Annotated in this window: 20 protein-coding genes; 10 read left to right on the forward strand and 10 right to left on the reverse strand. The window is 48.1% G+C overall.

The window, feature by feature from the left end:
* On the forward strand, positions 1-870 hold the full coding sequence (locus tag NIES2104_RS16790) for an aldose epimerase (protein WP_058999438.1): 870 nt from the start codon (positions 1-3) through the stop codon (positions 868-870).
* Between the two features lie 61 nt (positions 871-931).
* Here the strand turns inward: NIES2104_RS16790 and NIES2104_RS16795 are convergent, their stop codons facing one another.
* The 3 genes from NIES2104_RS16795 to NIES2104_RS16805 all read right to left on the reverse strand — a co-directional run bounded on the left by NIES2104_RS16795 (position 932) and on the right by NIES2104_RS16805 (position 3,297).
* Positions 932-1,774, reverse strand: a complete 843-nt coding sequence (locus NIES2104_RS16795) for a PEP-CTERM sorting domain-containing protein (RefSeq protein WP_058999439.1) — start codon at positions 1,772-1,774, stop codon at positions 932-934.
* 382 nt (positions 1,775-2,156) lie between these two features.
* Complete coding sequence (nblB, locus tag NIES2104_RS16800; protein WP_058999440.1) at positions 2,157-2,813, reverse strand: phycobilisome degradation protein NblB; 657 nt, start codon at positions 2,811-2,813, stop codon at positions 2,157-2,159.
* 19 nt (positions 2,814-2,832) lie between these two features.
* Positions 2,833-3,297: a CBS domain-containing protein gene (locus NIES2104_RS16805; RefSeq protein WP_058999441.1), complete on the reverse strand. Its 465-nt coding sequence runs from the start codon at positions 3,295-3,297 to the stop codon at positions 2,833-2,835.
* A 158-nt stretch (positions 3,298-3,455) separates the two neighbouring features.
* Here NIES2104_RS16805 and NIES2104_RS16810 point away from each other — a divergent pair, with 158 nt between their 5' ends.
* Complete coding sequence (locus tag NIES2104_RS16810; RefSeq protein ID WP_058999442.1) at positions 3,456-4,520, forward strand: TrkA family potassium uptake protein; 1,065 nt, start codon at positions 3,456-3,458, stop codon at positions 4,518-4,520.
* A 204-nt stretch (positions 4,521-4,724) separates the two neighbouring features.
* Here the strand turns inward: NIES2104_RS16810 and rlmN are convergent, their stop codons facing one another.
* Complete coding sequence (rlmN, locus tag NIES2104_RS16815; RefSeq protein ID WP_058999443.1) at positions 4,725-5,750, reverse strand: 23S rRNA (adenine(2503)-C(2))-methyltransferase RlmN; 1,026 nt, start codon at positions 5,748-5,750, stop codon at positions 4,725-4,727.
* Positions 5,751-6,342: 592 nt separating this feature from the next.
* Here rlmN and NIES2104_RS16820 point away from each other — a divergent pair.
* Together NIES2104_RS16820 and lgt are read left to right on the forward strand one after the other, a co-directional pair.
* Positions 6,343-7,899 carry a PAS domain S-box protein gene (locus NIES2104_RS16820; protein WP_058999444.1) on the forward strand — a complete coding sequence of 519 codons (1,557 nt, stop codon included), beginning with the start codon at positions 6,343-6,345 and terminating at the stop codon, positions 7,897-7,899.
* A 48-nt stretch (positions 7,900-7,947) separates the two neighbouring features.
* The gene (gene lgt / locus NIES2104_RS16825) at positions 7,948-8,799 is read left to right on the forward strand and encodes a prolipoprotein diacylglyceryl transferase (protein WP_058999445.1); all 852 of its coding nucleotides are present in this window, start codon (positions 7,948-7,950) and stop codon (positions 8,797-8,799) included.
* 114 nt (positions 8,800-8,913) lie between these two features.
* Here the strand turns inward: lgt and NIES2104_RS16830 are convergent, their stop codons facing one another.
* Positions 8,914-10,611, reverse strand: coding sequence for a DUF1565 domain-containing protein (locus tag NIES2104_RS16830; RefSeq protein ID WP_072218087.1), 1,698 nt, complete (start codon positions 10,609-10,611; stop codon positions 8,914-8,916).
* A 271-nt stretch (positions 10,612-10,882) separates the two neighbouring features.
* On the opposite strand from NIES2104_RS16830, the gene NIES2104_RS16835 reads away from it, so the two are divergent.
* The 4 genes from NIES2104_RS16835 to NIES2104_RS16850 all read left to right on the forward strand — a co-directional run bounded on the left by NIES2104_RS16835 (position 10,883) and on the right by NIES2104_RS16850 (position 15,444).
* Positions 10,883-11,938 (forward strand): thiamine phosphate synthase, encoded by a 1,056-nt coding sequence (locus NIES2104_RS16835; RefSeq protein WP_058999447.1) that lies wholly within the window; start codon positions 10,883-10,885, stop codon positions 11,936-11,938.
* The gene (gene thiS / locus NIES2104_RS16840; RefSeq protein WP_058999448.1) at positions 11,935-12,141 is read left to right on the forward strand and encodes a sulfur carrier protein ThiS; all 207 of its coding nucleotides are present in this window, start codon (positions 11,935-11,937) and stop codon (positions 12,139-12,141) included. The genes NIES2104_RS16835 and thiS overlap by 4 nt, the downstream gene beginning before the upstream one ends.
* A 365-nt stretch (positions 12,142-12,506) precedes the next feature.
* Positions 12,507-13,454, forward strand: coding sequence for a DUF1517 domain-containing protein (locus NIES2104_RS16845; protein ID WP_058999449.1), 948 nt, complete (start codon positions 12,507-12,509; stop codon positions 13,452-13,454).
* A 238-nt stretch (positions 13,455-13,692) separates the two neighbouring features.
* A complete protein-coding gene (locus NIES2104_RS16850; RefSeq protein ID WP_058999450.1) occupies positions 13,693-15,444 on the forward strand; it encodes a GAF domain-containing sensor histidine kinase in 1,752 nt (583 codons plus the stop codon).
* 23 nt (positions 15,445-15,467) lie between these two features.
* Here the strand turns inward: NIES2104_RS16850 and NIES2104_RS16855 are convergent, their stop codons facing one another.
* On the reverse strand, positions 15,468-16,544 hold the full coding sequence (locus NIES2104_RS16855; protein ID WP_058999451.1) for a hypothetical protein: 1,077 nt from the start codon (positions 16,542-16,544) through the stop codon (positions 15,468-15,470).
* Positions 16,545-16,914: 370 nt separating this feature from the next.
* Here NIES2104_RS16855 and NIES2104_RS16860 point away from each other — a divergent pair, with 370 nt between their 5' ends.
* Positions 16,915-17,361 carry a bacterioferritin gene (locus tag NIES2104_RS16860; protein WP_058999452.1) on the forward strand — a complete coding sequence of 149 codons (447 nt, stop codon included), beginning with the start codon at positions 16,915-16,917 and terminating at the stop codon, positions 17,359-17,361.
* A 37-nt stretch (positions 17,362-17,398) separates the two neighbouring features.
* Here the strand turns inward: NIES2104_RS16860 and NIES2104_RS16865 are convergent, their stop codons facing one another.
* From NIES2104_RS16865 to NIES2104_RS16880, 4 genes are all read right to left on the reverse strand, one after another.
* Positions 17,399-18,517: a glycoside hydrolase family 68 protein gene (locus NIES2104_RS16865; protein WP_058999453.1), complete on the reverse strand. Its 1,119-nt coding sequence runs from the start codon at positions 18,515-18,517 to the stop codon at positions 17,399-17,401.
* Positions 18,517-19,578 carry a methyltransferase gene (locus tag NIES2104_RS16870; protein WP_058999454.1) on the reverse strand — a complete coding sequence of 354 codons (1,062 nt, stop codon included), beginning with the start codon at positions 19,576-19,578 and terminating at the stop codon, positions 18,517-18,519. Before NIES2104_RS16870 ends, NIES2104_RS16865 begins: the two co-directional genes overlap by 1 nt.
* 225 nt (positions 19,579-19,803) lie before the next feature.
* On the reverse strand, positions 19,804-20,277 hold the full coding sequence (locus tag NIES2104_RS16875; RefSeq protein WP_058999455.1) for a hypothetical protein: 474 nt from the start codon (positions 20,275-20,277) through the stop codon (positions 19,804-19,806).
* A 30-nt stretch (positions 20,278-20,307) separates the two neighbouring features.
* Positions 20,308-21,537: a lipopolysaccharide assembly protein LapB gene (locus tag NIES2104_RS16880; protein WP_058999456.1), complete on the reverse strand. Its 1,230-nt coding sequence runs from the start codon at positions 21,535-21,537 to the stop codon at positions 20,308-20,310.
* 101 nt (positions 21,538-21,638) lie between these two features.
* Between NIES2104_RS16880 and purD the strand changes: the two genes are divergently transcribed.
* Positions 21,639-23,051: a phosphoribosylamine--glycine ligase gene (gene purD, locus NIES2104_RS16885; protein ID WP_339375141.1), complete on the forward strand. Its 1,413-nt coding sequence runs from the start codon at positions 21,639-21,641 to the stop codon at positions 23,049-23,051.
* The last annotated feature ends 17 nt before the right edge of the window (positions 23,052-23,068 follow it).

Genomic DNA, 23,068 nt, shown 5'->3' on the forward strand with positions numbered 1-23,068 from the left:
GTGTTTTCTATTGAACGTCGTCGTCAACAATTCGACACCTATGTCCTGCTCGATCGAGCTTCTAACTCTAAGCTCGAAATCGTTCCCGATCGCGGCGGCATGATTACCAGTTGGCAAGTCCAGGGTCGAGAACTGCTCTACATGGATACCGCTCGCTTTGCTGATCCCACCCTTTCGGTTCGTGGCGGTATTCCAATTCTGTTTCCGATTTGCGGCAATCTCCCGAACAATACTTACACCTACAAAGGACAAACTTACACGCTCAAACAGCATGGATTTGCCAGAGACTTACCGTGGGAAGTCGTAGAGCAAAAAACCGATGGAGAACTGAGCTTTACGATCGGACTTTCCAGCGATGATCAAACGCTTGAGAAGTACCCGTTTCAGTTTCGATTGGAATTTACTTATTCATTACAAGGTCAAACATTAGTGATCGATCAAACGATCGAGAATCTGTCAGACGAAGCGATGCCATTCTCGATCGGCTTTCACCCGTATTTTCTAGCACTCGAAAAACATCAACTCCGATTTGAAATTCCCGCTACCGAAGCGCTTGACCAACGGACTCAAGAACGTTATCCCTTTTTCAACATGTTCGATTTTGCTCAAGATGAAATCGACTGGGCATTTCTCGAAACCAGTTGCCAAGTCTCCCATGTCACCGATTTGAGCCGCCATACTCGAATTACGCTGACAGCAGCCGATGAATTTCCGCTGCTCGTTTTCTGGACGGTGAAAGGGAAAGATTTCTACTGTCTGGAGCCTTGGAGCGCACCCCGGAATGCGCTGAATACGGGCGATCGCATTTTGTCGATCGAGCCTGGAGCGTCGCTGAATACGACCGTGAGTTTCTCGATCGAATTCTCATAAAAAAAGCGATCGTTCCAAAGAGAGCGATCGCGTACCTATAGAGTTAGCTGCATCAAATCATTTAATCTGCTTTTGCGACCTGACGGCGACGAGTCAATGCCGCCAGACCGACCACACCGAGACCGAGTAACGTCGCAGGTTCAGGAACTTTCGTCACTTCCACACGCGACAGCGCAAAATCAGAATTCTTAGAACCTGCCGGGTAATAGGGCTTGCCATTTTTGTCTTTCAGCAAGTTTCCGTCTTTGTCTTTCGCCAACGACTTGAACCCGGTCAAGCTGAATCCTTTAATTTTGAGGTCTCCAAACGGATTGACAATGCGGTAAGACCCACCGAAGCCGTTCCGGGAAAGAGAGAGATTGATCACGTCATCGCTGCCCCCAAGGCTCCAAATGGCAGTCGTTTCATTTTTTACCGTCAACGTTCCGCTTTGCGTTTTGTCATCTAAAGTGACCAGTGCCGCTTCAAATACATCGTCTCCATACTGTCGCGAACCTGGTTTGTACAGAAAGCTAAGATCCAGTGCGCTGAGCACTCCGACTTTTTTGAATCCAACATTCAAGATTTCATCGATATCGATCTCGCCCTGAGATTCAGTGCGACCCGATTCGCCAGCGGGGTTGCTGTTTTTGTTTTTGCTGCTATCAATCCCGATACCCAGGACGGCGTTTGCACCCAATCCGACTGTTTTTTGCGTCAGGACAGGAGCGAATGTGTTCCGAGCGGTGGTTGCTTCTAGAGAAAAGAAGTCATTTACTGTACAGGTCGTTTGTCCAACACAGCCCTCGGAAACGGCATCTTGAGCATTAAAGGTGAAAGAAGCAGCTTGGGCAGCGGGTTGATAAGCCGCGATCGCGCCACTTGCGATCATTCCTGTGAGCACAGAAAGAGAGAGGTTTTTCATGGTGAATATTCCAATCTGAGAAAAAACTTTATAAGTAGAAATGCACTGTTAGTCAGACGTAAAACTGAAAAGTAAAGCTGAGGAACTCAGTATTTCTGAGGGCGGCTTACGGTTCCTGTCTTCGATATATACAGGTTATTACGGATACTGCGTAGATGCCCTATCCGTACCTACTTATTTACTCAAGCTTCAAGTTCGCTACAAAGATCACGAGTTTTCTATAAGGATCTTGTCAGTCCCAAACTTGACATGTTACTGAGGTTAACCTGTCTTATTTAATACCATGTACGCAAAGATGCCCATACCTTCGCGAAGAAGATACGGGCACCGATCGAGGAATTTAACTTATTCTTCCGCAGGTTCTGATCGTGAATCCGGAGAACTACGCAGCGAGAACTTGTCTTGCTTGTTCTGCAACTTGTTCGGTTTCGTCGTGCGTTAGCGTTTCGAGCGTCGATCGAGCTTCCGGAGTATTCAACCGCGCTAACGCTTGCACCACCCGGAAGCGGATTTGCCAATCTGCATCAGTAGCATACGGAGTCAGTAATTCCACCGCACGCACATCGCCTAGTTCTCCGAGTGATCCGATCGCTGCGGTTTGCACCAGACCGCTATCCGAATTCAACGCTTCTTTGAGCAACTCGAACGATCGCGGATCGCCCAATTCTCCCAACGCCGCAATCACACTAAAACTCACCAGCCACTCCGGAGTTCTACGATAGAGCGATTCTAGTTCTTCATACGCTTCGGTGAGCTTCAATGCTCCAACTGAATCCGCTGCTGCTGCTTGAACATCCGGTTCGATATCAGCCAGCGCAACTTTTAATAAACTCAGTGCGGTCGAGCGATTTTGGCTCCCTAGTGAAGCAAGTTGACTCACTGCGGCGTATCGGACTCGGACATTGCTATCTGCGACGGGAATTTGAATCAGGTCAAATGCGATCGCGGGATCAATGTCTCGGAGTTGATTAATCCCACGTAAGCGATCGCCAAAATCTTGGGATTGTAATAAGTCTCGAATCGAATCGGGTGTAGTCATTTGCAATTCTCTTACTAAATCAAGCTTGTTCTGCCGCCATTGCGCGGACGATATCGCCACGAGTCAGAATTCCAACGACGTGACCAGCGGAATCCACCACAGGCAAACGGTGAACTTTGCGATCGTGCATCACTTTGGCAGCTTTGGAAAGAGGCGTATCTGACGTGGTGGTCACCGGAGCCGAACTCATCACCTCTCCGACGGTTTGTCCCAAGGCTTTGTGGAGTTCCTTTTCATAGCGCCCTGGGTTTTCTAGATAAATCACACTGTCGAGCAGCATGATGTAAGCCGGAGGAGTGACATCGGTTTCGCGCCACATCAGATCCGTTTCGGAAATAATGCCAATTAGGCGATCGTTCGCATCGAGTACAGGTAAGCCGCTAATATGCCGCTCGGCGAGGATTTTAATCACCTCATTGATCGGGGTTTCAGGATGAACCGTAATCGGATCGTGGCTCATCGCGTCTGCAACAGTTTTTGCCATGGAGATTGTCGATCGCGTTTATCAAAGGTATATGCGATCAATTATTCAAGAATTCCTGACCCAGACTCATCTTGATTCACTGGATTTAACAAACGGCTAAGCCTACCGGATTTCTAGAGATCTGCGATGATGAAGGCATTTAGAATTGCGATCGCAGTATGCAAAGTCCACTCAGGCGAATTCTTACCGGAGTCGTCTTCTTCCTGATTACTGTTTTCCTTGCGACGTTGGGTTATATTGTCGCGGGGTGGTCGCCGCTTGAAGCGTTCTATATGGTGGTGATTACGGTGTTCGGGGTGGGCTTTGGGGAAGTTCGACCGATAACTACGCCCGAACTGAGAATTTTTACGATGTTAGTGATTGTCGGGGGCACATCGTCTGCGGTATATGCCGTGGGCGGTTTTGTGCAGATGGTGACGGAAGGCGAAATTAAGCAGATTTTACAAAGAAAACGTATGTCGGAGACGATTAAAGCGCTCGAAGATCATGTGATTATCTGTGGCTTTGGACGAATGGGGCAGATTCTGGCAAAAAAGCTCACAGATGCCAAAGTGACGTTTGTGGTGATTGATAATAATCTCGATCGCATCGAGCAAGCCGAATCTCAGGGTTACCTAGTCCGAACAGGCAACGCCACAGATGACACGGTGCTATACAAAGCGGGAATTGATAATGCGAGAGCACTTGCTACGGTTCTACCGGACGATGCCGCGAATGTATTTATCACGCTGACGGCTCGTGAGCTAAATCCGAAGTTAACGATTCTCGCCCGTGGTGAACTGCCTTCAACTGAAAGAAAACTCCGATTGGCAGGAGCCGATCAAGTGGTGTTACCTGCTTCGATTAGTGCTTTGCGAATGGCGCATATGATTACGCATCCGGCGACGTTGGATTTCTTTAGCCAAGGGGACGATCGCAATACGCTAAACGAACTGCTCAATCAGATGGATATTCAAGTCGATGAGCTTGCGATTACTCAAAAGTCGGGCATGATCGGAGCCACGATCGGAGATATCGAGGTACGGGGAAAAGGTACGATCATCATCGTGGCACTCCGTCGGGCAGATGGAACGGTGATTACGCATCCCGGACAAATGACGGTGTTAGGGGAAGGGGATGCGGTGATTGTAATGGGGCATCAGCAGGATATTCCCCAGATGATGAGAAGTTTAGTCGTGCGGCGGAAAATGAAATATCGCGGATCACCCCGGATTTGGAATTGATCTAGAAGGGTGTTTGAAAAGTCTTTTCGCTCCGATTGCTTCCCGCCCTGAAATGAATTTCGGGCTAACCGTGGAAAGTCTACTGAAGTAGACTGGGAGCTAGTTTCAGTCTCTTAGTCCATTTCTAATGGACTTTCGCCGATTAGCCCGAAATTCTATTTCAGGGCGGGATGTAGCAACAAACGACAACTTTTCAAACATCATTTAATGCTGAGCACTGCTTGCAAATGAAGCTCTTAACTGCCCACAAGCCGCATCCGCTTCTAATCCGCGAGTCTTTCGCACACTCACCGCAATTTTACGATCGCTCAATGCCTTCACAAATTGCTGAATCCGTCGCTGATCCGGTCGCTGGTAATCGGCTTCACTGATTGGATTGTACGGAATCAAATTCACATGACTCTGAAATCCCCGCAGATGATCGGCAAGCTCGATCGCGTGTTCCACACAATCATTTACGCCCGCCAGCAAAATGTATTCAAACGTGACTCGCCGCCCGGTTAGGCTCACATATTCGCGACATTCATCGAGCAGTGTTTCTAACGGATACTGTCGCGCACTTGGAATTAATTGCTCTCTAACTTTCTGATTTGAGGCGTGTAAACTCACGGCAAGTGTCGCCTGTAAATGATGCTCTGCAAGCTTGTGAATGCGACCGGGAATGCCAACGGTAGAAATTGTGATGTAGCGGCGACCAATCCCGATGTCTTCATTCATCGATCGAACTGCACCCAAAACATTCTCGACATTTAACAGCGGTTCACCCATGCCCATGAAGACAATGTTACTCACCCGCTGCTGAAAAACTTCTTGAACAGTGAGCACTTGATCGACGATTTCATGGCGTTCGAGATTGCGCTTGAATCCGCCTTTTCCAGTCGCACAGAAATCACACGCCATCGGGCAGCCGACCTGAGAGGAGACACAAACCGTGAGGCGTTTATCTGTAGGAATGCCGACCGTTTCGACAATTTGACCATCATTTAAACGCAGGAGAAATTTCACCGTGCCATCGATCGATTTTGCCTCGTGATGAATCTCCGATCGACCGATCGCGCACTCTGACATCTCGGAGCGCCATTGTTTCGGAAATACGGAAATTTCGGAAAGCGATCGAGCGCCCCGCTGGTAAATCCACTGGTGTAGCTGTTGTCCTCGGTAAGCGGGCTGTTGCTGTTCTTTCACCCACTCGGTTAATTCGGGAAGGGATGCTCCAACTAAGGCTTTCATAGAAGGCTCGAAACGTATAGAAAAAGAGTATCAGGAGATTTCGCGGAAACTTCACCCAATCTTTACGGAAGCCAGAAAAATGGTGTGAATAGAGAAATACCTGAACAGTGACAGCGAAATCTGTTTGATTCAGTCAGAGTTCTATCTTAGACGGTCAACTCTTCTTTCTGGGATTCGAGATCGCTAACTTGCGTAGTTTTATTTAGTCTTTGTAAAAATACTTACTTGTTTTTATCAGATTAAAAGATCTACCCTGAGAATGATCCGTATAAATCCTGCTTTATGTTTTGCACTCATGGTACAAACTTCTATGAGGATTTCAGAAATTGAACTGTTCTCCTACCCTTTATAAAATCTCTGGTCTAGGAAGCCGAGACTTCTCTGTCGGTGTAGAACGTTGGTCTGTGGTTTGTATTAGCAAGCCGACGAGTCAATGTCTTCTCTCTAGCACTTTTTCTTCTCATGTTATGAGTTGTTGTCAAATTGATTCTTGTCATCAACAAAAGCCGTTATTTAATTCGCAGGAGACAACGCTTCTCCATCTATTGCTCGCCCCTATCGCTCTGTACTTCAGCCTGGTAATTCTGTGGAAATGTCGAATCATACACTTCCTGACAAACTCGTCCGAATTGGCTCCGTGGAAATTACTTTGAGTCAATCAGAAGAGTTATTCCGAGCCTATATTGAAACGGCTAATGACATGGTGTACACCGTCGATTTAGATGGCACCTTGACCTATATGAATTCGTACGGTCAAAAATTGCTGGAATCTTCTAGAGGCGAAGTCATTGGACGATCGTATCTGGAATTTGTCTCGCCTGCTCATCGCGATCGAACCAAGCAGGCGTTCGAGAATCTAATGCGAACAGGTGAATTGAGAGACTTTGAATTTGTCCTCATGACTTCACGCGGTACCGAGATTTATCTTGAAGTGAATGGCAAGCTTTTATTCCGGGATGATGAGCTGATTGGGGGCATGGGAATCGGTCGCGATGTCACCGAACGTAAGCGGATTGAAAAACAGCTTCAAATTTTTTCTCGTGCGGTTGAATCGGCTTATGACAGTACCGTCATTACCGATTTAGACGGCAAAATTACTTATGCAAATTCCGCTGCTAGTCGGATTTTCAATTGGCAAGTTGACATGCTAGTTGGAACTCATACAGCGGTTTTATATCCTGAGCGCAAACAAACAGAATTATTAATTTCTCAAGCGATCGCGGGGGGTTGGAGTGGTGAAGTCACTTGTCATCGTCGCAATGGCGATTCGTTCCTGGCTCTTGTTTCTGCTATTCCAATTTTGAACGAGCAGGGTCAACCAACCGCAATTTCGATCATCACTCGTGATATTACGCAGCAGAAACAAACCGAAGCGGAACTCGCGGCGAAAAACGATGAACTCGAACGAGCCTCACAGATGAAGTCGGACTTCTTAGCGAATATGTCTCATGAGTTGCGGACTCCACTGACTTCAATTTTGGGCTTTTCGTCGATTTTACAGAAGCAGATTTTCGGTATTCTCAATTCAAAACAGCAGATCTACGTTCATCAGATCTATCAGAGTGGACAGCATTTATTAGGTCTGATTAACGATGTGCTTGACTTGTCGAAAGTGGAAGCGGGACAGCTACGACTCGAACTTGCCCCGCTCGTCGTGGATGAAATTTGTGAGAAAACGCTTTCTCTAGTCAGCGAACAGGCTCGGACGCGGAAACTCACGGTGCATTCGTCGATCGAGTCTGGTTTAGAACCTCTGATGGCAGACGAATTGCGCGTCCGTCAGATGTTGCTGAATCTGCTCTCAAACGCGATCAAATTCTCGAACGAAGGCGGCGAAATCGGACTCGTGGTACAACGCTGCGACGATATGCTGCACATGACCGTTTGGGATCAGGGAATCGGCATTCCCGAAGACAAGCAGCACTTGTTGTTTAGACCGTTCCAGCAGGTGGATGGGTCGCTGTCTCGCAAACACGAAGGAACAGGACTCGGACTCGCACTGACGAAGAAACTGGCGGAACTTCATGCCGGTACCGTAACGATGTACTCCAGAGAAGGTGAAGGCAGTCGGTTCACGATTTGTTTACCGATCAATTTGCAGCATCCCGCGACGGTCGGAACGATCGCGATCGAGCCAAATCGAAGATAATTCGCCAGAAATGCTATCTTGATCAGTGCCCTGTCTCTCTCTGGTCTTATGCTGGCTGATGCTGTGTTAGCGTTTCAATTTACCTCGCCCGGACGCGGGATTGAACTCGGTCCGTTGTCGATTCGATGGTATGGCGTTCTGATCGCTTCGGCGGTTCTGATCGGGGTGAATTTGTCTCAGTATTTGGCATCCCGGCGGCAGGTGAATCCGGAGTTGCTTAGCGATTTGGCGATTTGGCTCGTATTAGCAGCGATTCCGAGTGCGCGACTGTACTACGTGATCTTTCAGTGGCGTGATTATGCATCGAATCCAGGATCAATTATTGCGATCTGGCAAGGTGGAATTGCGATTCATGGCGCAATTCTTGGAGGTGCGATCGCGGCTCTGATTTTTGCCCGATTAAAGCGAATTTCATTTTGGCAATTAGCGGATCTGGTGGCTCCGTCGCTGATTTTGGGACAAGCGATCGGGCGTTGGGGAAATTTCTTTAATTCCGAAGCGTTCGGCAGTCCGACTGATTTACCGTGGAAGCTGTTTATTCCACCGGATCGCCGCCCGATCGGTTTAGAAAATGTCGCTTATTATCACCCAACGTTTTTGTATGAATCGCTGTGGAATTTGGGTGTATTTGCAGTCTTGATGTTTCTTTTCTTCAAACGTCCTCGATTGAAAGTTGGAACGCTGTTTTTAACTTACATGGTGGCATACAGTGCAGGACGATTCTGGATCGAGGGATTGAGAACAGATAGCTTGATGCTGGGCTTTTTGAGAATGGCTCAGGTCGTGAGTTTGACCGGAATTGTATTGGGTGCGATCGGTTTAATTTGGCTATATGGATTTCGACGATCGCTGCCCGATGTGGTGCCTGATCCAAATCCCGATTCGCAGCCGTCTCGATAAAGAAATCCCCCAGAGGAAGTCCTCCAGGGAATTAGTCAGGGTGCATCTACCATTGTGTTTTCCGCTGGTAGTAGAAGTAGATCCGGGAAATTTGTTCGATCGTGTTTCTCCGAATCAAATTTGTTCTATCGATGCCTGCAATCCCTGATTGACCAAAACCTGTAACAGTTCATCCGCTTCCGTACGATCGCGAAATGCTCCCGCCTGCATCACACCGCGTCCTCGCAGCGAAAATGCATCCGGAGTGATCGATCGCACTTGTGACTGTTCCAAATCCGAATCGGCTCTCACAATCACCCGAAATCGAAATCCTAAACTCGCAGCCTGACTGACCCCAGCCGATCCTCCACGCCAAACCCGAACCGATGTTCCTTGCGTATTCCCGATCGGCGGTGTGACACGAGGAACTGGCAAAATTCCAGAAGGTGTCATCCGACGAGGAGCCGCTTGAGGAACCTGTACCGGAATCGGAGCCGTCGAAATCGCGTTGATCTGTAACGTTGGCATCGGGCGCGATTGGGCAATGGGTATTGGACGAGATTGAGCCACCGGAAACGGCGTACGCTCACCCAGTGGAATAATTGGTGAGGGGGCATTTGGACGAGGGAATGCAGGTCGCGCCATTCGACGAACCGGAACTGAAGCGGTCATCGGAACCGGAACTGAATCAGTCATCGGAGCCGGAACAGGAATTTCAACGCCACCCGCTGTGGGAGCATTCGGACGAGGCAGAGGGCGACTGATTCGAGAACTGGGATTAATTGCAATTGGGCTAAGTCGTGCCGTTACCGTTGAGGAAGCGACATTCGCGGGCATTACTGGAGTCGAGGCAATTCCAGAAAGATCCAATCGTCCGATCGTTCGGGCTGAAAGTTGATTCCCAAAAGCTGGAAGAATCTGCGAACTTCTTCGAGCGTTGATGTCAAATTGCCGATTGCCCAAAAACGTATTGTTTCCTGGGTCAGCGGAAGTTCCCAAATCCGGGCGAGATTGAGCGATCGACACAATGCCATCGCGATCGTTTCCATCGATTACGTTGTTGCGTAAAACAGGCTGAGCATTTCCCTGAATCACAATCCCGTCTTTGTTCTGCGTGATGCGATTGCCTACGAGTCTCGGAGTGGCATTCTGAGCAATATTCACGCCGAATCCGGTTCGCTCGAAAATGTTTTCCTGAATCTCAGGGCGAGATGAACCGAAAATCGTGATGCCGTTTGCGCCGTTTTGATAGAAATAATTATTTCTGAAAACGGGAGCGCTGTTTCCCACGATCGAAGCGCCATCGTGACTGCTTCCGGTAAACGTATTCGCCACGACCAGCGGGCTGCTTGATTCTGTCCACAGTCCGTACCCTTGAGGATTCGGATTTGTGACTGTGACTCCGGTCAGTGTTGCATTATTTGCACCCAGAATCGTTACATTCTGCCGGGCGAAGGTTCGACTTAAGAACACATCGCCCCCCCGGATAATCACACTTTGCCCGCGATCACGTGGATCACCTTGCACCGTGATCGTCGGCTTTAGTTGGATTGGAAACACTTCTCCGGTTTCAACACTGTAGGTTCCGGGAGAAAGGACGATCGTGGAATTGGGCATGGCGCGATCAAGCGCGATCGTTAGCGTTCTGAGCGGAGATTGCGCTTGACCAGAGGCGTTATCGTTTCCGATCGCGGGATTGACGTAAATCACCGAACCAGCCGACGACACGACCTGCTCCGGAATCTGATTTGCCACGACCGGAAATGCAGCGATCACGAGTCCCGATACACTGAATACAGCGAATACGGAGGAAAAGAAAGGGCAGTTGTTCACGAGTTGCGCTCCTACACACGGCTTGTATGGATCACAGGACGGGATGTAACGGGGTTCAGTCTACACCCTGAGTCACAATTGACCTCTGTAAAATCACTGGAACCCTGAATCCGAGCGGGTTTCCACGTAAATTACTAGAGTGAAACTATTTTCTCTGTAACTCCACGGAGATCAAGCAACTTCACAAAACTTTACACAAGCGAGACGATCCGCACCCCTGATACGATAAACAATCAACAGGACTGATCCCATGGGCAATTTCCAATCCTCTATGCAGCCAGCACTGTACCGGATTTTAGATGCCAACCTCGATCGCGCTCGTGAGGGCTTACGAGTGATTGAGGAATGGTGTCGTTTCGGCTTGGAAGAGGTCGCTTTAACCGAACAGTGCAAACACTGGCGACAAGAACTAGCTCAGTGGCATCATCCAGACCTGCGATCGGCTCGAAATACACCCGATGACCCCGGAACAGCGTTAACTCATCCGCAAGAAGCCATTCGGAGCAGCATCGAACAGGTTCTACAAGCGAATTTTGCCCGTGTGGAAGAAGCGCTTCGAGTCCTAGAAGAATACGGAAAAGTTTATCGATCGGAGATGGCAAGCGCGGTTAAACAAATGCGCTACGAGGTTTACACGTTAGAAAGTCGATTGCTCTCGATCCATCGCCGTCAACGGCTCGAATCGGCAAGGCTTTATCTCGTGACATCGCCGTCTGATGATTTATTCACCACAGTTGAAGCCGCTCTTAAAGGCGGACTCACTTTAGTGCAATATCGCGATAAAGAAGCGGATGACCTGGTGAGATTGCGGAATGCGGAGAAACTGCGCCAGTTGTGTCGATCGTATGATGCGCTGTTTATTATCAACGATCGAGTTGATTTAGCGTTGGCGGTCGATGCGGATGGAGTTCATCTCGGACAAGATGATTTGCCGCTAGAGTGGGCGCGTCGGATGTTGGGTCAGCACAAGATTATCGGTCGATCGACGCACAACCCAGAGCAATTAGAAAGCGCGATCGCGCAGGGAGCCGATTACGTTGGAGTGGGTCCGGTTTACGAAACGCCGACGAAAGAAGGCAGACCTGCGGCAGGATTGGACTACGTGCGTCATGCTGCCCAGCATTGTTCGATTCCCTGGTATGCGATCGGCGGAATTGATATTCAGAACGTTCATGAAGTGCTGAATGCAGGAGCGGAACGGGTTTCAGTCGTTCGGGCGATTATGCGATCGGATCAACCGACGTACGCGACTCAGTTTTTTGTCGCTCAATTGGATCAGAAGCGGCGATTTCAAACCCACTCTCTGAGCGATCCGTGGGAGGGATGATGATTACATTAGAAGTGAACGGTGAAACTCGAACTTGTGAATCGACGTTAACCTTACCGAAATTTCTCGAATCGTTAGGGATGAATCCGCGATTAGTTGCAGTCGAGTACAACGGCGAGATTTTGCATCGGCAATTTTGGGACGAAACCGAAGTGAAAAATGGCGATCGATTAGAAATTGTGACGATCGTCGGTGGAGGATAGAGCACTGCTTTTTAGAGACTTCTCGCTTCGTTCACTCTCGCCCCGGAATAGAATTCGGGGCTAATGGTGCGAAGTCCTTTGAAAAGGACTGAAGAGATTCCGTTTGGCTTTTAGTCCCCTTCAGCGGACTTCGTTCTGTTAGCCCCGAATTCCATTCCGGGGCGGACGAACAACGCAGTGAGAAAACTTTCAAACCTATTCTAAATCCAGTACGGGAATCTCTCCTAAAACCTATCGCTTAGGACGTTTGCAACCCCTGATGAACGCGATACAGTAGATCTGTTAGCTTAAAACTCTGTAACAAAGAGTTTACACAAACCGGACGAGTCACAAGCTCCGTCTGGATAAGCGCTAGGGATAGACTTATGAAGATTTCAAAACTGTTTAAAACTTTAATCCGTCCGGTCATCGCGATCGCACTTGTGCTGACTCTGGCATTTGGTCACGCAGATGGCGCATTGGCTGCTAGTGGTGGACGCATCGGAGGCGGATCATTCCGGGCACCCGCTCGTACCTATTCACCTCCTAGCCGTACTTATGCTCCCCCTAGAGGCGGCGGCTACTATCCCGGTGGTGGCGGTGGGTTCTTCCCCTTCGTCTACTTTCCGTTCTTTGGAGTCGGTGGCGGATTTGGCGGACTCTTTTCACTGCTGATTTTGATCTCGCTTGCTAGCTTTGTCGTGAATACCTTCCGACGCTCGAATAGCGATGGCGACGAACTCGACTACAGCACTCCCGCGGTGTCGGTCGCTAAAGTTCAAGTTGGATTGTTGGCACAAGCGCGGGAACTGAAAGCTGATCTCGATCGTATCGGTGAACGGGCGAATACAGAGACTGCTGAAGGATTAGCTCAAGTGCTTCAGGAAGTGTCGTTAGCGCTGTTACGCAACCCGCAGTATTGGGTGTACGGAAACGCAGAATCGCATCAAGCGCGATTAGAAGCTGCAGGTGCAGAATTCAATCGATTGGCATTGTCTGAGCGTAGCAAATTCAATGCTGAAACCTTCTCGAACGTGAATAACCAATTGAAGCAAGCCTCGTCGAGTGCATTGACGGTGGCAGAGAAAGGAGGCGCACTGGCAGAAAGTTCCGGTGAATATATTATCGTCACTGTGCTAGTGGGAACTCAAGGCAAATTGCAGTTACCGACGATTAATAGTGTTGAAGATTTACGTCGATCGCTGAGTCAATTGGGTAGCGTTTCGAGTGAGCAGCTTCTCGCACTCGAAGTGTTATGGACTCCGCAGGCTGAAGGCGATGTTCTGACGCGTGATGATGTCGTTGCTGAATATCCAAACCTGAAAATGGTTTAGTGAAAGAGAGGCGGGAGATTTTCCCGCTTTTTTCTTATCTGGCTTTTTTGGGAATTAAGCGACCCTAAAGTATTAAAGAATATATAGAATTACAGACATAATAATCACCAAGTTACGGAGACCTTCATAAAATTCGGGTTCTCTAGAATTAGCCTGATAATAGAAGAACTTTCTGACGAGCGATGCCCTGCACTTTGCCGTGCGCTAAATTGAATCGCTTGAATTCTTTCTTCTGGATATGACTCGCTTCCCGAACCTGCGTCAAACTTCTTCATGGGCTGTGTTTAACCAAGTCGGAAGCTTGCTTCAAGAAGTGGTTGGCGTAGACGCGATCGTGCAGACCGAAGCCGATTTCCCGCGGCTTCACGGGCGGTTTGTCCTGGTTGTTTCTTCTGACTTTAGTGCACTGCTGCTAGGAAGTTTGATCAATACCGAGCAGTGCAGTCTAGAACTCACTTTTTCTCCAGATGCGATCGCTGATTTTTGCCGAGTGATTGATCGCGCTCCTGATTTTGAATTGAAGGAAAATCAAAGCGATCGACAAAGTGAATTCACGCTGAAATTGATCGAACTTCTGTCACAGTCTCCGATCGAATCAGCGCATCAGATTGAACAAGAACGGCTTTTAAGTCAACTCACAACCTTGATTCGACACAGTTTAAATCTGCCTGTGATTCTCGAAACCGCAGTTCATCAGGTGCGAGATTTTTTGCAAGCCGATCGACTGATTATTTATCAATTTAATTTTCCGGCTCCGTCTTGTGCGATCGATCATGATCTTTCATCTTTCAGAGAAGTCACTCACAATCTCGATGGCATTACTTATGAATCTCGCAGCAGCGATCAGATTCCGTCGATTCTCAATGTCGTGAGCGAATACATCAGCCCAAAACAGTTGCAGACAAGACCCCAAGAATCGCAGACTTGGACGAACGGGCGAAAATCTTCTGAAGCATCCACCATGACTTCGCTGTTAAAACAATCTCCAAACGATGTGCAAGCAGAATTAGTCACACCGATCGTGGTGCAAGAGGAACTTTGGGGCTTGCTGATTGTGCATCAGTGCCAGTCACCGCGCCAATGGAACGATCGAGAAAAAATCTTGCTCCAGCGCATTGCAGAACATTTAGCGATCGCAATTTATCAAGCAAAACTCTACAGCGAACTTCAGCAGCAAAAAAGCACACTAGAGCAGCAAATTATCGATCGCACACAAGATCTTCGAGATACGCTGATCGCTGCCCAGTCCGCAAACCGCACCAAGTCCGAATTTTTAGCAACCATGAGCCACGAATTACGATCGCCGTTAACGACGATTATCGGTATGGCTTCGACTTTATTGCGATCGCTAGAAACCAACTATAAGATCGCTCCTCAGAAGCAGCAGGAATATCTCCAAACGATTCAGGAGCGAGGAGAACATCTACTAGCGCTCATTAATGACATTCTAGATTTGTCAGAAGTCGAAGCTGGGAGAATGTTTTTACGAATTCAGAAATTCTCGCTGGCGGAACTGGTTGAGCAAACAATCCAAATGCTTCAGGAAAAAGCAGATAGCAAACAAGTTGCGCTCATTCTGGAACTGTTACCCGATCGCTCTCAAAATTTCACCTTTCAAGCTGATCCGCAACGAGTCCAGCAAATTTGCCTCAATCTATTGAGCAATGCGATTAAGTTCACGCCAGCCCAAGGGCGAGTTATTATGCGGGTTCGAGTCAGCGGAGAGACGGCGATTCTACAAGTCGAAGATACAGGAATTGGCATTCCCAATCATCAGCGATCGTTTCTATTCCAAAAGTTTCAACAATTAGATGCGTCGTACCATCGCAAATACGAAGGAACCGGGTTAGGACTCGCATTAACGAAGCAACTCGTAGAACTACACGGCGGTTCGATCGAGGTTGATTCGACGGTCGGCGTAGGCTCAAAATTCACGGTGTTTTTACCCACACAAACGATTTCCGCGATCGAACACGCTCGGCAGGATTAGAGTTTCTTTGCAATAGAGCGATTCTAGGCGCGGACGGATGACAATTGATTCAGCTTTTCTGCGATCTGTTTTCCGACGACAGATTCAGTAAGCTGTGTATCCCACCACTCTAGAGTCTGCTGGTGCAATTCACGCATCTGCTCTTTATCTCTTAGAAGCTGCGCTAACACAGGTTCAACATTGTTCCAATCCTTGATCCGAACGACTGGAGCATTCCGATAAAAGTCTCGATCGGGTAAATCTTCCACAATCACAACGCAGCCATACCGCAGCGCTTCACAGATGCGGAAAGATTCCAGCGTCGTGCCTCTGGGAACAAGACACACTTTTGTATTCATCAAGTGTTTGCTGTAGCTGCCCGCATCATCCTCGCTCACCATGCCAAATGCCGGACGAATCGCTAACTGAATGTGAAATTCAGGATATTTTTGCTTGAAGCGATCGAGCTGCTGCAACATTAGCGATCGAGCCACAATTTTTGGAGTCTTTAAAACGTTCTTAATCGACCACTTAGAGTAAATATTGTTCTGCACACTGCCATCGAAAAAGACATCGTAAGCGCGATCGTCGATCGGCTTAATCGGTAAATCTTCCGAGTTATGATAGCCGCCGGGAATGTCATAGATTGGTGCAATTCTCACGTCTTTCGCGATCGCGGCTCTAAGCTTTTGAAATTTATAGTTTACTAGCAGCGGTAGCCGGAGCGATAAGTTACTGAAATATTGCACTAGTGTAATAAAGCCACGATAGGAAGGCTTCGTCACCAAAGTTTTCCATTGCATCTCCTGAGAGGTTCCATATGCTTTGAAGACGGCTCCGACTTGGTGAATGTAGCGCGGAACTCGATAATGCTCGTCCCCGATAATCAGTACCACAACATTGTCACCGTAGGACGGAAGCTTCTGCATATCACTCAAGGTGACGTAGAAGATTAATCCCTGTTTGCCTAAGTTTTCTTCAACCGCTTGCAGGACTTGTCCAAAATAAGTGACAAATCCGCGATTCTGGGGTCTGGGGTTATAAATATCCCACGGTTCCGGCGGGCGATTAGAATCGACATAGATGTAGTACTGATTCGCAAGCTGCTGGGTTAGAAGCATATCGTTGGATTCCCGGTGCAATTGGCTATTTCTATTTTCAAATAAACTGACAATTTCTACGTATAATTTCTGACCAGTCTTGGTGAAGCTTTGGTAAACATTTCGCACCCTCAGCAAAAACACAGATTTAAATCTCAGTAGAACAGTGCAAAAAATCTAAGCTATATAGCGAATACAATGATACTTAGAGTTTTAACTTATACTGAGCCGCGAATTCTTCAGCGGGTTCGGTTAATGAGAATCTTTATTAGGGCTGAAAGGAAACGTCATTGCCGCAAGAATTTGTTTTATGCTGAGTCAACAGGCGAAGTGGGCATTTAATCGATCGCAGTTTGTGAGAATCTAGTCTTTTGCGCTCAGTGAGTAACCCATGCGAACCCTCGATTTAGAAAAAACCACTCATCTGCTGAATTCGATTATGGAAGCAGAGTTAGCGGGTGTGGTGCGATACACACACTATTCGTTGATGGTGACAGGTCCAAATCGAATTCCGATCGTGGAATTTCTCAAAGCCCAAGCCAGCGAATCGCTGCTTCATGCTCAACAAGTCGGGGAAATTCTCACCGGACTCGAAGGACATCCAAGCTTGAAGATTGCCCCGATCGAAGAAACCGATAAGCATTCGATCTACGACATTCTGCTAGAGAGCTTAAACCATGAAACCGCAGCATTGAATCTCTACAAACAATTGTTAGACGTGGTTGAGGATGCCAGCATCTATTTAGAAGAATTCACACGCGGCATGATTGGACAGGAAGAATTGCACGGCATGGAGTTGAAGAAGATGCTGCGTGATTTCCATCCGAATTTAAATTAGGGTGAATTCGGTTTGAGATTTGATCCCTCAGCGATGTTTAGTAGATCGTCAGGGAGTCGATCGTATTGCCCGGACTATCCCACTTCACGCGGAATGTCTTTGAAACTTCTAGCGCGTGCAGACGATGATACCAACCATAAGCGATGAACTCTTCTGGATCAGTTGAAATCTGCAAAAAATTCGTGCCGTAAATTCCAGTTTTTTCGCTACCTTTAACGATGAAGTTATCGGGATCAATCGGTTTGTAAGGTCCGGTCACGCGATCGGAAATGTACCAGTACAGCGAAGAATTGGTGACACGCTGCTGTGTTTTCAGCCATTTCCGATTAAAAAACTGTTTGAAGCACGAAAAAAATAAATGATATTTTCCGTCTCGATAAATGACTTGTGGACGTTCTAAGTGATAGTAGAACCAGTTTTCTAATACAGATTCGGAAAGGTCGATCGCAGGCGGCAGTATTTTATAAGGACCCTCAATTCGCTCGGCTACTGCAATTCCAACACTGCCCTGAAAATCACCCGGAACTCGCACCGAGGCACAAATAAACAAATAATATTTGTCGCGCTCTTTAAACACATACGGATCGCGCCAGTGAAAATGTCCGCCCGAATTGCAGCGAGCATACCAAGGATCAGTTTCATCGGGGATTAGGAGAGGTCGATCGCTAACTCGCTCAAATTTCACGCCATCTTGAGAAACGGCGAGTCCAATTCCTTCATTTTTCAAGTGCGGCATTTCTGTTCCACCTGCTGAGTAAAACAGATAGTAGATTCCGTCTTCTTTGTAAGCGCAGCCTGCACAGACTCGCCCCGCTTCCCAAGGCTGATTCGGGTTTGGCTCTAGCAGTGTGCCTAAGTCTTTCCAGTGTTCTAGATCCGTTGAAATCGCGCCCCCGATGTTACTCACAAACCACCACGGAGTTTGTCCAGCGATGCCTTGCAAATAAAACATCCGGTACAGATCGCCGTCTTTGAGAATCCACGGGTCCCACACCATCGGAAGCTTGCCCCGCGATCGACGCAGCAAGCTTGTGATCAGGTGGCTGACTCTCAATTGACTGCGCTCAAGCATCGTTGCCTGAGCACCTTCTTTCAAATCAGCGGGTAAGGGTTCTAAATATCTCAGCACCCGTCCATAAAAAGGATGAATCTTCATTAGCCTGCGATGCTGAATTCCATTGCCGAAAGATTCGTGGTCGTATCTACAACTTGTTCAAGCCGAAAGCCGCACTGCTCAAACAACGATTGAAACTGTTTCTTCGTGCGCCAGCCACCACCAGGTACGGCAACGTTGATCTGCACAGCAAAAATTCCTGGCATAATGCCATCGGGTGCGGTTTTGGGTTCATCGAGATCTGGCACAAACGCCTGGAGCAGCACAATTCGACCGTGAGGCGGTAGGGCTTTTTTGCAGTTGTGTAGAATTTTGGCGGCATCTTCGTCGTTCCAGGCAGAAATGAAATACTTCATGACGATCGCATCTGCTCCGGTGGGAATTTCGACAAAGACATCTCCGGTGATAATGTCGATCGCGCCCGCTTCAACGCCCTGCTGCTCTAAATAAGCGGGAGCCGTTGCAGCTACATAAGGCACGTCAAACAAAATGCCTTTACAGCCAAAGCGTTTTACAATTCCAGCAATCAGTCCGCCCTGTCCGCCGCCAACATCCATCACTGTTTTAAAGCGGCTGAAGTCGTAGGCATCAAGTAAAGCCTCGATCGAATGTGCCGTAAAAAAGCTCATTGCTTTAATGAAGACATCGCCGCTCCAATCATCGCCTTGACAAAATTCGTAAACGCCCTGACCATTTGCCCGCTCGAACGGCACTTCTCCGGTGTGCAGCGATTCTTCGAGCATGTTCCAAGCATTCCACTGGGCGGGTTCGAGTAAGTGCATGGCTAAATGCCCGATCGAGGCTCCGCGATTTGTCACCATTAAGTTAGACATGACCGTTGGAGCAAAGACGCGATCGGGCTTTTCCTCTAGCACACCCACATGCGCCAATGCTCTTAGGACAAAGTAAAGTCGCTCTGGATCGGTCTGAGTCGTTTTAGCGATCGTGCTTAAGCTTTGCTCTCCTTGGTCGGATAGCAGGTTATAGATTCCTAAACGAGCCGCAACATAGAGACACTGGCTTTTAACAAACGCCAACATCATGTCAAATAGTTGCTTTTTTGCTTCTAGTTCTGAGGCTTGGTGGGTGGGGGTAGCTGTCATTGAATGCTGTTGATAAGGTTCTACGGGAGTTTTATCAAGTTACAGCTTATCTACAATCGACAAACTCTGCCACTGACCGCCCGATCCGGATCTTGTCTTACTTTTTGCGATTCGTCGTGGCGTTAAACTAATTTGCGAGCAAGGAAGCTGCCGAGTTCTAATCCCAAATATCCGATCGCGATCGCACCTGTGAGTTCAGAATTTAGCGTTGCGAATAGATTCACGTTAGTTTTGCTGATTACGTTGTTTAGGCGGATTCAATTCTATACACTTCGCATTCGCATCTTCATAAGCTTTTAGATATTCTTTGCCCCCTAACATGACATCACCATAGTATTCGTAGGGGGTTGAGCCATAAATCGGTAAAGGATCGTCTTCGGGATAGTCTTCTTTCGCTTCGTCGATCGCTTTTTTCAATTGCTTCGCGGTCAGCTTCTGCGCGGGATAGTAATAGACTTGTTCCGGTTTGCGATTTAAGTGAGGGAACGTGGGATCAAGAATGCGATCGTCTAACTCCAACCAGCTATGTTCAACGGGCTTGTAGGGTGAACCCGTGAACGCGATGAAGCCCTGAACATAAAGCGCACCATCTACGATAGCAAGGGCTTTCGCAGCATTATCAAAATTGGTTTTGGCTTTACTTTTGATGCGTGTGGCAACCTCGATCGATTGTTCCGCATCGAGTGGCTTATCCGTCATGAGTTAACCCCCTTCAAACATCTCCTCATTCTATCGAGATGCCTGGATTTTCTGAATCTGTTCGGTGAAGTAATCTACTCTGTCTTTGAATTTCAACCGCTGGGCAATTTCTAACCCCTGACGAAACGCATTTGTCGCTTCTGTCGCCGCTTTTCGCTGGAGTTGAATTTGTCCAATCTGGTCGTACGCTTCCATTACCCCAAACGAATCGTAAGCTTGCTGTTGCACACTGGCGAGATATTCATACACTTGCAGGGCGGCATCTAGTCGATTGTTTGATCGATATAATCTCCCCAATTTTCCCAGGGCATCACTTGCATAGGCAAGTTGACCCTGCGACTGTGCCCGTTCAAAGGCGGATTGATATGCGCTTTCTGCGGCATCGAATTGTTTTGCAGTGGTGAAATTATTTCCTTGTCGAATCTGGAGCGGTGCAATGAGTAACGCTTGCTGCGGATTTTTTTGATAAAGGTCGATTAACTGCTGTTGGAAGGTAACGGCTTGTGCAGGTTGATTGGCTTGTTCGTGAGTGTAAGCAAGCTGGACTAAGTTCGATTCGACGTTGGCAGCATCGTTGCGGGATTTTGACAGGTTGAGCAGTTCGGTGTAAGTCGCGATCGCATTTGGATAATCAAACCAACTCAAGTGAAGTTGCCCGATCGTATTGAGTAGATTAACTTCCGCAACGGCATCTTGACGCGCTCTCGCTTCGGTTAACATCTGCTGATAAACATTTAGCGCCAGTCCCGGAGATCTGACTTGTTGAAATGCGATTCCTAACGCTGGAAGAACCTGTGCCCGTTCGGGTAGAGCCACTTGATTTTTCAGAGGTTGCTGAAGCTGGGTTTGAATCGCTGACAGTCGATTCGTGATAAAGCGCACCTGAACCGATTGATTTTGTACCCAGGCAATGTCTCCGACTCGTCCGAGGGCTTGCACTTCTTCGAGCAATCCGAGCGCTCGTCTCAATCGAAGTTCTCGATTCCAGATAGTGAATGCACCGATCGTATCTCCGGCGCGTAATTTCGCACTCGCTTCATTATTTAACTGATCGAGTGCAGTTCGTAACGTTTGCTTCTCAGATTCAGAGAGGGGACGATTCAAACCACCGGGGAGCAGCGGATCAGGGGTTGTCAGTTCGAGCGGGTTAGAAAAGCGATCGGGTTGTGGCGGTTTTGGGGGTTCTGCGGCAGTTACGCTAAGTGGGAGCGAGCAAAATCCAATCAGTGCGATCGCGTTCCATTGAGATACCTTGGTCATCGTTGCGTCCTAAGTCTTATTCTCCAGAATTCCAGGCTACCGAAAAGTTTCCGTGTCTTTGAGCAAATTCGTCTCAAATTTAACGGATTCAATATCGAGAAATGGAAATTCATCATTTTTTGTTTATTGAAAATTTTGCAGTTGGGCTTAAGATTTGTACTGGACTCGCGGTGACAGCCATCATCGATTCTGTAATCCGGGTTAGTCTGTTAGATTCATTCACAAGCGAGGGCACTGTGAGAGTTTTGGTTGTTGGCAATGGAGGGCGTGAACATGCCCTAGCTTGGAAGTTCTTGCAGTCCCCGCAAGTGCAGCAAGTCGTTTGCGTTCCCGGAAACGGCGGAACGGCTTCACTGAAGAATTGTCGGAATTTGGGATTGTCGATCGATGATTTTGAAGGCATGGCGCGATATGCCTTGGTCAATAACATCGGCATGATCGTCGTCGGTCCTGAATTGCCGCTGTCGATCGGGATTACCGACTATCTCAGAAAGCACGATTTAAACGTATTTGGTCCGACTCAAGCAGGCGCACAGATTGAATCGAGTAAAGCTTGGGCAAAAGACTTAATGCGTGAGGCAGGCATTCCGACCGCACGATCGCAAGTGTTCACCGATGCGAATTCTGCTAAAGAATACGTTCGCGCTCAAGGTGCACCGATCGTGATTAAAGCCGATGGTTTAGCGGCTGGAAAAGGGGTGACGGTTGCAGAATTCGTTGAGCAAGCGGAAGCTGCGATCGAGGCTTGCTTTTCGGGTCAATTCGGAGCCGCTGGAAGCCAAGTTGTAATTGAAGAATGCCTTACAGGTCAGGAAGTTTCAATTCTAGCTGTGACCGATGGATTAACGATTCGCCCGTTGTTGCCAGCTCAAGATCATAAGCGAATCGGAGACGGTGATACCGGAGAAAATACCGGGGGAATGGGCGCGTATGCTCCCGCCCCGATCGCGACTCCAGAACTCATGAGCCGAATTCAGCAGGAAGTTTTAGAGCCAGCGATTCGAGTATTGCGCGATCGACAAATCGATTATCGTGGCGTTCTCTATGCTGGATTGATGATCACACCTGAAGGCGATCCGAAAGTAATCGAATTCAATTGCCGCTTTGGCGATCCAGAAACTCAAGTCGTTTTACCGCTGCTCGAAACGCCATTAGAGAAGTTACTCTACGCTTGCACTCAGCAGAAATTAGCAGATTTTCCTGAAATCGAATGGAAGTCAGGGGCGGCAACTTGTGTGGTGATCGCCGCAGGGGGGTATCCGGGCAGCTATCCGAAGGGTTTACCCGTGAGTGGAGTCGGAGCCGCAGAAGAAACGGGAGCATCTGTGTTTCATGCTGGAACCCAATTGAAGAATGATCAATTAATCACCGAGGGCGGACGAGTTTTTGGCGTAACCGCGATCGCAGATACGTTTAATCAATCGATCGAGGCGGCTTATCGAGCCGTCGATCGGATTCAATTCGAGGGTATGTACTATCGTCGTGATATAGGACATCGCGTAAAGAGTAGGTAAACACAGTAAGATGAAGA

This window comes from Leptolyngbya sp. NIES-2104, from assembly GCF_001485215.1.
In the GTDB taxonomy this organism is placed as follows: domain Bacteria; phylum Cyanobacteriota; class Cyanobacteriia; order Leptolyngbyales; family Leptolyngbyaceae; genus Leptolyngbya.